The 12286-nt window shown below is 55.4% G+C and carries 12 protein-coding genes and 2 tRNA genes; 4 read left to right on the top strand and 10 right to left on the bottom strand.

Translation table 11 applies throughout. The features are described 5' to 3' along the window. Positions 1–8: 8 nt before the first annotated feature. The 5 genes from E3E51_RS03350 to E3E51_RS03370 all read right to left on the bottom strand — a co-directional run bounded on the left by E3E51_RS03350 (position 9) and on the right by E3E51_RS03370 (position 3584). The gene (locus tag E3E51_RS03350; RefSeq protein WP_167911748.1) at positions 9–734 is read right to left on the bottom strand and encodes a hypothetical protein; all 726 of its coding nucleotides are present in this window, start codon (positions 732–734) and stop codon (positions 9–11) included. A 20-nt stretch (positions 735–754) separates the two neighbouring features. Continuing rightward, positions 755–1873: an alkaline phosphatase family protein gene (locus tag E3E51_RS03355; RefSeq protein WP_167912096.1), complete on the bottom strand. Its 1119-nt coding sequence runs from the start codon at positions 1871–1873 to the stop codon at positions 755–757. A gap of 60 nt (positions 1874–1933) precedes the next feature. Further along, positions 1934–3202, bottom strand: a complete 1269-nt coding sequence (locus E3E51_RS03360; protein WP_167911749.1) for an Nre family DNA repair protein — start codon at positions 3200–3202, stop codon at positions 1934–1936. A 216-nt stretch (positions 3203–3418) separates the two neighbouring features. Beyond that, positions 3419–3496 (bottom strand) — tRNA-Val (locus tag E3E51_RS03365). 10 nt (positions 3497–3506) lie between these two features. Then, positions 3507–3584, bottom strand: a tRNA-Ala gene (locus E3E51_RS03370). A 261-nt stretch (positions 3585–3845) separates the two neighbouring features. Here E3E51_RS03370 and E3E51_RS03375 point away from each other — a divergent pair. Further along, the gene (locus E3E51_RS03375; RefSeq protein WP_088866528.1) at positions 3846–4133 is read left to right on the top strand and encodes a DUF357 domain-containing protein; all 288 of its coding nucleotides are present in this window, start codon (positions 3846–3848) and stop codon (positions 4131–4133) included. A 10-nt stretch (positions 4134–4143) separates the two neighbouring features. Continuing rightward, complete coding sequence (locus E3E51_RS03380; RefSeq protein ID WP_088180083.1) at positions 4144–4524, top strand: DUF555 domain-containing protein; 381 nt, start codon at positions 4144–4146, stop codon at positions 4522–4524. Here the strand turns inward: E3E51_RS03380 and E3E51_RS03385 are convergent, their stop codons facing one another. Continuing rightward, entirely contained in the window at positions 4525–5436 is a 912-nt protein-coding gene (locus tag E3E51_RS03385) for a hypothetical protein (RefSeq protein ID WP_167911750.1), read from the bottom strand. Between the two features lie 115 nt (positions 5437–5551). Here E3E51_RS03385 and E3E51_RS03390 point away from each other — a divergent pair, with 115 nt between their 5' ends. Beyond that, entirely contained in the window at positions 5552–7153 is a 1602-nt protein-coding gene (locus tag E3E51_RS03390) for a CTP synthase (protein ID WP_167911751.1), read from the top strand. On the opposite strand, the gene E3E51_RS03395 is transcribed toward E3E51_RS03390, so the two are convergent. Continuing rightward, positions 7150–8043: a DUF4013 domain-containing protein gene (locus E3E51_RS03395; protein ID WP_167911752.1), complete on the bottom strand. Its 894-nt coding sequence runs from the start codon at positions 8041–8043 to the stop codon at positions 7150–7152. The genes E3E51_RS03390 and E3E51_RS03395 overlap by 4 nt on opposite strands. A 374-nt stretch (positions 8044–8417) precedes the next feature. Here E3E51_RS03395 and E3E51_RS03400 point away from each other — a divergent pair, with 374 nt between their 5' ends. Next, positions 8418–8810, top strand: a complete 393-nt coding sequence (locus E3E51_RS03400; RefSeq protein ID WP_088180087.1) for a 30S ribosomal protein S8e — start codon at positions 8418–8420, stop codon at positions 8808–8810. A gap of 87 nt (positions 8811–8897) precedes the next feature. On the opposite strand, the gene E3E51_RS03405 is transcribed toward E3E51_RS03400, so the two are convergent. The 3 genes from E3E51_RS03405 to E3E51_RS03415 form a co-directional block, all read right to left on the bottom strand. Next, positions 8898–10193, bottom strand: coding sequence for a helix-turn-helix domain-containing protein (locus E3E51_RS03405; RefSeq protein ID WP_167911753.1), 1296 nt, complete (start codon positions 10191–10193; stop codon positions 8898–8900). Between the two features lie 93 nt (positions 10194–10286). Then, positions 10287–11366 (bottom strand): NOG1 family protein, encoded by a 1080-nt coding sequence (locus E3E51_RS03410; protein WP_167911754.1) that lies wholly within the window; start codon positions 11364–11366, stop codon positions 10287–10289. Between the two features lie 61 nt (positions 11367–11427). Continuing rightward, the gene (locus E3E51_RS03415) at positions 11428–12234 is read right to left on the bottom strand and encodes an MBL fold metallo-hydrolase (RefSeq protein WP_167911755.1); all 807 of its coding nucleotides are present in this window, start codon (positions 12232–12234) and stop codon (positions 11428–11430) included. Between the last annotated feature and the right edge of the window lie 52 nt (positions 12235–12286).

Consider the following 12286-nt stretch of genomic DNA (forward strand, 5'->3'; position numbering starts at 1 on the left):
AGCTCATTCTAGACTTTGCTAAACCTCACCCGGAATGAGTTTCTGTCTTTATCGATTCTCGGTGAAGATCTGGCGTAATAGCCGTCATAGGCGAAGTCACCGAAGAACATTTGGCCACCACCTCTCACTTGCTCGGTTTTCCCTTTCCCAGTAACCTCAACTCTCAGGATTCCATCGTTCCCGGGTAAAAGCCTGAATCCCCTGATAATGCCCCTGAAGGGCCTCACGGTGATGGCACCCTCCCAGAAGTCCAGAAACACGGGGGAGAGCCGGCCGGTTATTTTTATGTACTCCCCTCGTTTGAAGGTCATCTCCCCGGTCAGCTTCTCCTCAATGGGGACGTACACGAAGGACTCTCCTTCCCTGCAAAGCCGAAAGCGAACCGGAAAACCTATGACCGCCCTTGAGAGAACCCCGAAGTCCACCGCGAGGTACACCGTTCCCCACCAGGTTTTCCTCTTCTCATCATCACACGGCACGTCTCGCCCCGCTTCGGGAATTGTCCGGGCGTACCCGCCAAGAATCCTGGCGACTACGCTATACCTCCCTTCATTGTCCAGGGGTTCAATTGAAGGGGTTGCGTTGTTTAGTACCTCCACGTTGTCTATGGTAGCCTCGATAACGGGTTCTATCTCAATTTCTTGCCCTATCCTGAATACTTCAAAGGGATCCTTCACTCCACCAGAGGTTATGTCCGAGAGCACTGTATCGTCAACGTGGAGGTTTAGCTCCATAGCTACCTCCCCAATCCCTCTTAAACCAAACTCTTCCCAACCATGTTTCCCGGCTTCTCGACTCCGAAGAACTTCAGCACCGTCGGCGCTATGTCCATAAGGCTTGCATTCTCAGGCTTGGCATCCTCAAATCCCCACAGAATCAGCGGAACTTTAAGGGCCGGTTCGTTCATCGAGCCGTGCATCCCCCTAACCCAGTGGCTCACTCCCTTTATGCCCTTGCACATCCTGTGGGAGCAGAACCAGTAGCCGGGCTTGGCGGAGACTATCAGCTCGCCGCTGTTCGGGCTGTTGAGATACTCCAAATCCTCACGGAAGAAGACGGCCTTAACTCCCGGCGCCCGTCTGAGAACCTCAAAGGCCTCCTCGGCCTCGTTTGGATTCCTCAGATAGACATGAACCCCGCCGCCGGAGGAAACCCGGAGGGTCTCAATCCCGTACTTCCTCAGGTAAGTCCTCAGGTTCACCCAGGTGTGAACCTCCTCCTGCCCGTGGTCGGCGAAGATTATGAAGGCGTATTCGTCTTTGAGGCGCTCCCATAGGGTTCTAACTGCAGTGTCAACGGTCTCAACGGCCTTTAGAGCCCCCTCGCTCAGAGGGCCGTGATCATGGCTCATGCCGTCAATCGAGGCGAAGTGGACGAGCAACAGGTCAGGCCTGCACTCCTCGTAGAGGTACAGCGCGGAGCTGAGAACCCAGGCGTCCTTCCTCCAGTCCCGTCCGTGCTGGCGGTACATCCTATCGCTTGAGAAGAAGGGCGGAAAAATCCTCACGTCGGTGCCGCTGAAGGGTGGCATGGTGTACCCGGAGACGCTGGCGGTTCTAACGCCCCTGGCACGGAGAATATCAACGACCGTTGGAGCCTTGATGACACTGTGGGGGTTGAACGCTATTTCGTAGTCATAGAAGTTGACCTTCCTGTCAGCGAGGCGGTCGTAGTAGCCGTTCTCAACGACGCCGTGGTCTTTCGGCCACACACCGGTCATGACGCTCGTGTGAACTAGGTCGGTGAGCGTTGGGAAGATGGAATCAACCACCGCAAAGCTTCCGCTCTCGGCTAACTCGCTCAGGAATGGCATATGTTTGAGGTTGTAAAGGCCGTTCCCGTCGATGCTTATGAGGGCGAGCTTTTTTCTCATTTCCATCACCGGTGTCAGCCTGACGTGCACTCCATCATCTTCAGTGGGATGGAGTGGTCATCATCCACCTGCCCTTTCTCCGGTGATGCGGTATAAATTCTTTCCGAGCCATTCGTCCAGGGTTTTCTGTCTCGCGAGGCTCCCGAGGATGTAGCTTCTCGCAAGGTATCTCTCAAAGGGATGCTCAAGACGCCCCCTTATGGCGTCAAGGGCCTCGTTGAGCGTCTCGAAGCGCCCTATCAAGTTGCCCATCGCCTTCTTCACTCCGAGGCGAATCTGCCAGACGCCAACAGGGGCATAGTACTCCGGCGTTACCTCGCGGAAGACCACGGCCCTCGCCTGCCGCCTCCTTGCCCTAAGGGCTTCGAGGACGCTCAAGCGGGCGGCGTGGTAGGCACCGGCGGTTTCCTTGACGTACTCCTTCCTCCCGCGGAAGTCCTCGTAGTCGTGGATTACACTCGGCTCGCTCGCACCGAAGAGCGAGCCCTTCAGCCAGACCTCAAGAAGTTCGAAGGCGTAAGGCTCCGGCATCATGAGAACTGCGTAGCGGTTGCCCATGAACCTGTGGAAGTACACTTCATAGTCGTTTATCTCAGGATAGTGGAGGATTTCCCTCCGCAGGTTCTTCCCTATCGTATCCTGAACGGCAGTTATGCCCCACCTCGTTGGGACGAGTCTCTTGTCGAGGCCGAGGAGACCGGCGGAGAGGAGCCTTATGATGTAGTACTCGTCGAAGCCCCAGTTGTAGAGGCGCATTATAGCCGCTTCCGCCTTCAGCTCATCACTCACGACGTAGTCGGTCCTCCTTGGAATCCTGGGATTCTCAGTGAGCTCGAAGTCAAGCAGCTCGGCCTTCGGCCCTATCGGCGGCGCAAACTCGCTGGGGATAACTTTGAGAACGGGCTTCCTCTTGAGGAGCACCTCGCTGTCAACGGGCTTTATCGACATCGCCAGTTCCTGAACCTCGCCGAGGATTCTACCGCTTCGCCTCACGCGAACGTCGGCCTTCGTCTCGCCCATGACGAGAAGCGAGCGGTAGTAGAGGATGTCCTTTATAGTCCTGTTCTCCCACTTCATCGGGCTGTCTAGATGGCTGGTGTTTCCCTCGATTGGGGGCACGAGCGGGCCTATGCGAACCTTGGGATAACCGTACTCCCCAACAAAGATGCTTGGAGGGGAGGAGCCAAAGAGATGGCGTTTGTTCAGTTTCTGCTCGACGGTGCGAGCTACCCTAAACCTCTCAAGGATCGGACAGGTTGGTCTTCCACAGAGGAGCTTTCTGCCCTTGCAGACCGCACAGAGTTTCGAGTTAAAGACCGGAGCGCTCATCGAGGGTAGGTAAGCGGTAGGGTATTTATGGTTTGTTCCCAGGAAACGTTGCTTCGCAAAGCTTGACCAAAAGTCCGTGATTCCCTTTCCAATTTGCATTATGATGTTGTACTGTCATTGGAGCATTCCCGAACAAGGATTCACTGAACCCTTCCAAAAGAGCACTTCACAAAAAATCACTCCTCGATCAGATTTTTGCTTGGTAAAAGGTTCTTATGGTGGGCCCGCGGGGATTCGAACCCCGGACCTCCACCTTGTCAGGGTGGCGTCATAACCAGTCTAGACCACGGGCCCAACCCAAGGATGGTGGACCGGCCGGGATTTGAACCCGGGGCCTCCGCCTTGCCAAGGCGGCGCTCATACCAGGCTGAGCTACCGGCCCACACCCAACAGCACCGCACGGCTCTAAAACCCGGCTTACGTTCCTCCCCGGGCCCTCACCCGTGCGGGCATTTACCTATCATCGGGTTGGCTTTATAAACTTTACGCTTTGTTCCTTCGCCTTTATGTCCTCCTCGGAGCGCTTTGAAGGTAAGAGCGCCCAACTGAGGGCCGACCTTGTGAACGTTGGTCAACCGTGGGATGCCAATTCATGGGATAAGGTTTATAAGACTCTCCCCCAACCAACCGTGAGGCGAGACCGGTGGGACGGGAGATAACCGAAGAAAAGCTCCAGAGGTACTTTAAAATCACCGCTGAAGCGCTGGAGACCCTTGAAATAGCGGTTCATGAGAAGAGCCTTTTAAGAACCGTTGCGGAGGACTTCCTCACCATGGCGAGGAGCTATTTTGAGGATGCAAGGTACTACTACGAGAAAGGCGACTACGTGACTGCCTTTGCCGCGCTCAACTACGCCCACGGTTTCATCGATGCCGGCGTAAGGCTCGGAGTCTTTAGGGGAGAGGACGACAGACTGTTTGCCTTTGGCTGAGGTGGGAGCTATGGGGGACTACGTGGTTGTTTTGGAGGCACCCATTATAGTGAGGGACGTCGAGACGAGCGAGGACGCGATAAATGTGGCTGTGAGCAAGGTGGCTAAGGCCCTCAACAAGGAGAAGCTCGACTTCGTGCGCGTTGAAATCGGCTACTCCCAGTGTCCGGTATGCGGGGCCCACTTTGAGAGCGCCTTCGTCATAGGCTCCGTGGGCCTGGTTGGAATGTACCTGACGATTAAGGTATACAACGCTCAAACCATCGAGCACGCCGAAAGGATAGCCAAGGCCGTCATCGGCAAGGCCCTCAAGAAGGTTCCGCTCAAGGTCTATGAGATAAGGGAGCTCACCGAGGAGGAAGAGGGGAACGGTCTGGAGCTTGACGGCTGATCACTCTTTCTCCCCGTTGCTCGTCTCTTCTTCCCGCCCAGTGTCCAGGTAAACTTTAAGTGCCCCCAGGCTATTTAGCGGGTACCTCACCGCCCCTATCATGACCATGATAAGGAGCGTCCAGATTCCGAGGCCCAGGTTGTACTGGAGGACCATCAATCCGTCAACCAGCACGAGACCGGCCCCAAGGGCAAAGTATCCCCCGGTGTTCCTTTTCACCACGCGCCATATCTCCCCAATCAGCGAGATGTTTTTTGTGAAGTAGTAAGCGGGAACCACCAGCGCGAAAGCTGGAGACACTACGAGTCCTGCCAGAACGTTGCTGAATGGGCCTAAAAGCACCATCGGAATCGCTAGGAGTATCAGAACCAGTAGCAGTACGACGAAAACCAGAATCTCGGAAGCGGCGAGGGCGGGGATCGCGCGGAGGCCTGAGGTTAGCGAGTCCCGGAGCCTTCTTTCGGTCCCGGCTGAGAGGCCAACGGCAAAATCCACCATGGAGTATCCGAAGCCTAACGTGACCAGAAAGACGAATATCGCGAAGAGGATGAACGCGGGCAGTCCGCGTTTCAGGTCTTCCCTTGTCCTCAGGTACTCATTGTACGTGTCCTCGTAAACTATCAAGTCGCCCGCGGTCACCGTGGACTCGTTCGGCCTGTAGTACTCGTCATCGCATTTCATCCCGTGGGATTCGAAGAAGTCGGGATTTGTATCAAGGACTCTGTGGCAGACTATGGCGTCGTTTTCCTTGGTCATCCGTTCCGTTATTTCCCTGAGCCGTGAATAGGTCTGAAGCGGGCCGTTGATGAGGGGAAACGGAAGTGCGTAGGTCACCAGAAGCGCCAGGAGTAGCAGGGCGAAGAATTTCCTATTCCTGAGTGTTGCGGATACGTCCAGGCTGACAGTTTCCATAGTTACATCAGTAGATAGTATTAACGTGGAGCCTTTTAAGCTTTTCCTCACCCCACCAACAAAGCTTTTAAGCACTCACCAATCAACCAACGACATAACCGGTGGAGGTTTTGCCATGACAAAGTTCATATTCGTCACTGGTGGTGTCGTCAGCGGTCTTGGAAAGGGTATAACCAGCGCTTCCCTCGGAATGCTCATGAAGGCGAGGGGCTTCAGAACGACCAACATCAAGATAGACCCCTACCTCAACTACGACGCCGGGACGATGAACCCATATCAGCACGGCGAGGTCTTCGTGCTTGACGACGGCGGTGAGGTTGACCTTGACCTCGGCAACTACGAGCGCTTTCTGGACACCAGCCTGACCTTTGACCACAACATAACCACTGGAAAGGTCTATTCCGCGGTCATTGAAAAGGAGCGCAGGGGAGACTACCTGGGCGCGACCGTTCAGGTTATCCCCCACATCACCAACGAGATAAAGGAGCGCATAAGGGAGATAGCCCGCGACCACGACGTCGTTGTCGTCGAGATTGGCGGAACCGTCGGCGACATAGAGAGCATGCCCTTCCTTGAGGCTGCCCGTCAGATGCAGCTGGAGGAGGGGAGGGAGAACGTCGCCTTTGTCCACGTTACCTACGTGCCGAAGCTCAAGGTCGTTGGCGAGCAGAAGACGAAGCCGACCCAGCACAGCGTCAAGGAGCTTAGAAGCCTTGGAATCCAGCCCGATGCCATAGTTGCCCGCTCGGAGGATCCGCTTGAGGAGAGCGCCAGGAGGAAGATAAGCCTCTTCACCAACGTTCCGCCGGAGGCCGTCATAAGCGCCTACGACGTTGAGGATACCTACGAGGTTCCGCTCATGCTTGAAAAGGAGGGCCTCGCGAGGTACATCACCAAGAGGCTCGGTCTTCCGGAGGCGGAGCCCGAACTCGACGCTTGGCGCGAGATGGTCGAGAGGTACAAGTCCCTGGAGGACACCGTTGAGATTGCCGTGGTTGGGAAGTACGTCAAGCTTGCGGATTCGTACCTCAGCATAAAGGAGGCCCTGAAGCACTCAAGTGTCGCCAACGGCGTGAAGGTGAGGATACGCTGGATCGAGGCGGAGGACCTTGAGAAGAGCGGCACAAAGCTCCTCGAAGGTGTTGACGGCATAATAGTTCCCGGCGGCTTCGGGGCGCGCGGAACCGAGGGCAAGATGCTCGCGGCCCGCTACGCGAGGGAGAACGACATACCTTTCCTTGGGATATGCTTCGGCTTCCAGCTCACGGTTGTTGAGTTTGCGCGCAACGTTCTGGGGCTTGCGGGTGCGCACTCAACGGAGATTGATCCCCAGACGCCTCATCCCGTCGTTGATTTGATGCCGGAACAGAGGGGGCTCGACAAGCTCGGCGGAACGATGCGCCTCGGTGCATATCCCGTTAAGGTAAGGGCAGGAACCCTCGCGAGGGAGATCTACGGGAAGGATCTGATCTACGAGCGTCACAGGCACCGCTGGGAGGTTAACCCGGATTACATAGAGAAGTTTGAGAAGGCCGGCCTGGTCTTCAGCGGAATAGCTGGGGACGATGAGAGAAGGATGGAGATACTTGAGCTTCCGGATAAGAGGTACTTCATAGCAACCCAGTTCCACCCGGAGTTCAAGTCCAGGCCTATGAACCCGGCGCCGGTATTCAGAGGGCTTGTCAAGGCCGCAAAAGAAAAGAAGTACGGGGCTTAAACCTCTATTCCCAGTTCTTTCAGCTCTTCATCCACCTTTTTGAGCTCTTCCATCTTCTGCAGCTCCCTGTAGAACGCGACCCCTCCAACGCAGACGAACTCTATCATGAGGGCATTGAACGGCGCCTGGAGGAACTGAACGATGTACTTTGCAGCCTCCTCCGAGGCCACGGCGTCTGCCACGAGGGTGATGGGACTCGAAACGGCCAGTACTGCAATGATCCCCACCCAGAGCAGGAAACCAAACGCGAGGCTGCTTGAAACGTTTCTGAACGTCAGTCCGAAGGCTTCGAAAGCCGCACTGAGCCTTCCCTTGTCCACGTAGAGTGGAACGGCCACGGCGCTCAGGCTTGTGGTGATTGCCATGATGAGCACCAGGAGGAGTATGCCGATAATTATCAGGATTAGGCCCGCCGGCAGGAAGAACGCTCCAGCGACCATTGGGATGACCGCGATTCCTGCCATGCCGAGGGAGACCATCATAAAGAGAAGGCTGATCACCACGACGCCGGGTATGTGCTTCACCCCGTCGATCAGCAGCTCCCCCAGCCTGTAATTTTCCCCGGAGTAATGCAGCAGTGCTCCCCTGGTCGTGGCGTACTGGGCGGCTGAACCCAGTATGAAGCTTATCAGTGTCAGCAGTGCGGCGGTTTTGGCAAGCTCCTTTAGGTATCCGAGAAATTCGTCCTCAAGATTGATGTCGCTTCCGTACTCCTCCACCACCACGTTGCCGTGGCTTTCGTAGCCGGGCGTGTAATCGAAGTGAGGTTCTGGAAGGAGGTAAGCCGCTATTGGAGCCAGGATGAGGGAGAATACCAGCGCGGGTATGTAGAGCTTTCTTGCTTCCACCATGAGCGAGAACGTTTTAACGAACGCGTCCATTGCCCCCATTCCACCACCCGTTGGAGTAAGGGGGTGGGCCTTTTTAAATTTTTTGAAGGGGCTGTTTCTTAGTTTGTAACATTTGAAGCGTTTGGGATTTTGTTTTGCGTAATTTTTAAAATAGTTTTGGAGTTTATGTTGTGGTGGGGGGCAGTCTCTGGTATGTGGGGTTGTTAAGCCCGAATGGGGAGTGCTCAACCCGAAGATGTGGGGTCTCCGTTCCCCCTGAAAGCCCTCCAATGAAAATGGGAGGAGGAAGGTTATCCGCTACGATTGGTTCACAAGTTCCAGAAGTAGCGGACAACCAGAACGGCTAGAAAAGCTTATAAACGAACCCCCCAAAGTGGCGATAGGTTGAGTATTAAGCTCATGAGGTGAGATAAATGGCTATATGGCAGGGAAGGTCACTCAAAAAGCCTTCAGGCGGAAGGATTATCCTCGCTAGAAAGAAGAGGAAGAGGGAGCTGGGAAGAGAGCCAGCTTTCACCAAGGTCGGTGAGGACAGGGAAAAGAAGAAGATAATCAGAACCTACGGTGGCAACAGGAAGGTTAGGCTCATCGAGGCCCTCTACGCCAACGTCTTCGAGAACGGCAAGGGCAAGAAGGTTAAGATAATCAGCGTCATTCAGAACCCGGCCAACAGGCAGTACGTCAGGAGGAACATCATCACCAAGGGCGCCATCATCGAGACCGAGGCAGGCAAGGCCATCGTCACCAGCAGGCCCGGTCAGGACGGCGTCGTCAACGCCGTTCTCATCAAGGAAGAGAGCGCCTGAACTCTTTTCTCCTTTTAAATGCTATCGTTAAGTACCGTTAACCCTGAGAACTTTACGCTACCGTTAACTTTCATGGCTTTGCAGTGGTTAACGACGAACTATCTCGTACCTTCTCTGGGCGCCCCTTCCGATGGCCTTCACGAGGCCAAGGGCTTCGAGCTTTTCAAGCCTCTTTAACACGGCAGGCTTCGAGAGGCCAACGTACTCTGCTATCTCCCCGCTTCTCCTAGGGACGGCGAGAAACTCAAGGATTTTCCTATCAGTATCATCCAGAAGCTCGCCGGTTTTCTTCTTGAAGACCACTTCAAAGCGGTTTGCGCTGCTCTTGAACTCCACCTCCACGAGGCCGTGCTTCCTGCATTCCTCGCGGATTAACCTCAACCCATAGCCGTACTTCTCGATGTAGCCCGCATCGTACATGAGTCCACAAAGGTTGGGGTTCCTCGGCACGTGTTCGGGGTCTTCGAGGTCCACTCCCGGCATCAGGCCCCCCGGATTTCTTATTACAATCCTATCGGGATGAATGAAAATCCTGACGTCCGCGGGGATTGCGTAGTTTCTGTGGGCGAAGGCGTTTATGATAGCCTCCCTAACGGCCCTTGTGGGATACTCGGGCAGTTTGGTTCTCTTTGTCCCCACCACCACTTCTATCGTGCTGAACTGGGAAAGAAGCTCCGCGTACATCTCATCTATAACCTTCCATACCGGCCCGTGGAACTCCCTGCTCCATACGGGTCTCTCCCCGTCCATTTTGACGATTCTGCCCCCTGCGTGCGGTATGAACTCGTCGACATCGGTGAAAAACAGGACCCCCGCGTTCGTTAGCTTGTCCCCCTTAATCGCCTTTGAACTCCTCAGGTAGCGGCTCCAGTCTTCCCGCGGGATACGCCTGCCCCTTGCCTTCTCCACCGCCGAGAAAAACCACTCAACGTATTCTTCCTTCATCTTCGTGAGCTCGGCCGCTGGAAACTCGTCCCAGGTAACCGCCCCCAGCTCGGAGGAGAGCATGAGAATCTCCTGGATTGAAAGGGGCCTTATTCCAGAGCCTATCCTGATGTAGGCGACTCCGCCGATGGAGCAGAGGTTCCGGGACTTTGGAACCTCTACGACAAGAACGTTTCTGCCACCAATCTCAAGCACGTGGGTTTTTACCTGCAGAGGCGGGGTGACGCTCTGAAGTGAGGAGGATATCGTTTCCCTGGCCTTTTTGATGTCACATCCCAAAACATTGCCCTCGTCGCTTACGCCTATCAGAATGTAGCCACCGTCGGCGTTGGCCATGGCGCATATCTCTCTGGCGATTTCAGGCGTTGCCCTGCGTTTGAACTCTATCCTCTCGTTCTCCCCCTGACGGATGAGTGCCAGAAGTTCGTTCACATCCATGATTATCGTTAAGTACCGTTAACCCTAAAAACTTTACGCTATCGTTAACTTTTCTGGCTTTACAGTGGTTAACGAAGATAAAAGAAGCGCGGGTCAGAGCTCAAGCTCTTCCCGGTACTTCCTAAGCTCCCGCTCCATTATCTTTCTTGCCTGCTCCTCGACCATCGGTTTGACCATCTCGATGACGCGTCTCTTCAGCTCATCCAGGCCTTCGCCGTTGAGTGCAGAGATTCTGAGGGGTTCGAGACCTTTAGCCCTGACGAACTCCTCTACCCTTCTAATCTTCTCCTCGTCGGCTATGTCCACCTTATTGAGGACCACGATGAATGGGAACTCTCCGAATTCGCTGTAAATTTCCTCGAACAGGTGTGTCTGCTCCTCTATCGGATAGCCGCAGTACTCGCTGGGGTCGAAGATGTAGACGATGACCTTTCCGAGGTGCTTGAGCGCCAGGATGGCCTGTCTCTCCACCTCGTTCCTCTCGCTCAGCGGCCTGTCAAGAAGACCTGGAGTGTCTATGACTTGGTACTTAAGGTAGTGCTCCTCGAACTGGCCGACGTTTATGCCCTTGGTGGTGAATGGATAGCTCGCGACCTCGGGCTTCGCATTCGTTAGGGCCCTCAGAAGGGTGCTCTTCCCAACGTTGGGGTGGCCGGCTATCACTACGGTTGGAAGCTCAAGGTCAACGACCGGCAAATCTTTCAGCACGTTCCTCGCCCGGTTGAGGTACTCAAGGTCGTCGGCGATGTCCCTGAGAACGTCCGCAACGCGGCCGTAGAAGGCCCTTCTGAGCCGGGCTATCTCATCTGGGTCCCTGGAGTAGCGTATCTTTTCAACGTACCTCTGTTCCAGGTTCCTTATCGTTTTTATCGCCCAGTTGACCCTCGCGAGGGAGCGGTGAAACTGGTCCCTGTCAACGAGCGTGTCAACCAGTTCCCTGTAGAACGCCGGCAACTCCGAAACGCCCGGCGTTCTGTCCAGGAGCTTTCTGAGGTTGTCCCTCACCACGTTTGAGACCGTTCTTACGCGGAGCTCCTCCCGCTGCCTCGCCTTTGCCCTTGGGCCGCCCTTGGGGGTGAATGCCGATGCGGCTTTCTCGGCCCTCCGGAAGGCCTTATCGATGAGCTCGTCAGCGGTAAGCACGGTCGGCATTTTTTCGAACGGATTCTTCATCTCTCCACCCCTCCTTTTCTCTCGCGATGTTGGGCTTTTCGGCTGGGTATTTAAAGGTTCGCTAAAGCTCGATGGTCTTGCCCGCGTGGAGCGGCTCTATCCTCTCACCGAGCATGGCTTTCAGGTACGCGTATGAATCAATGCCGGTGCAGTGGCCGGCGTAGAGCCGTTCGGCCTCTATCCTCCCGGTAACTTCGTTGAGGATTTCCCTCTTGGCACCGTTGAGGTGTAAACCTCCTATCAGCGCTTTAACCGGCTTCCCGCTCACGTCTTCAGCGTGCCACGCTATGTTCAGAACCCCCGAGTGACCGCAGCCGGTGACGACGGCGGCACCATTGCCGAGGTCGATTATCAGCGCCATGTCGTCAGGAACGGAGTCCCTCTCCAGTTTTCCATCTTTTTCAACGTAGCCCACCGCCCTGTCCCACGTGCGCCTGGGTACCTCTCCCGAGCTCCAGAACCCCGGTGCGAACTCAAAGGGCTCCTTCCTGAGAACGAACTCCGCTCCCAGTTCTTCAAGTTCCTCCATGCCGAACGGGATGCTGATGTCCCTTCTTCTGGGTTTCAGGGCTATCCTTTTTCTGAAGATTTCAGGGTGTCCTATTACCTTCAGCGGCTTCGTTCTGGCTTCGAGGAGGGCCTTCATTCCCCCGGTGTGGTCGTAGTGTCCGTGGGTGATGAAGAGGAAGTCTATCCCGTCCACGTCGATTCCCAGCTCCCCCATGTTGTGCAGGAGCATGTCCCCATCCGTGCCGGTGTCAATGAGAACCCTGGTTCCTCCGCGCTCAACGAGCGCCGAAAAGCCGTGGGCGCCGAGGAGGCCTTTCCTAAACCCGGCGTGGTTTTCGTATATCACCGTCAGTTTCATCACGACCCCTCGAAAAGTTTATGTTCCCGGGAATTAAAACCCTTGGTGTGGT

Source organism: Thermococcus sp. 21S7 (assembly GCF_012027615.1).
GTDB lineage: Archaea > Methanobacteriota_B > Thermococci > Thermococcales > Thermococcaceae > Thermococcus.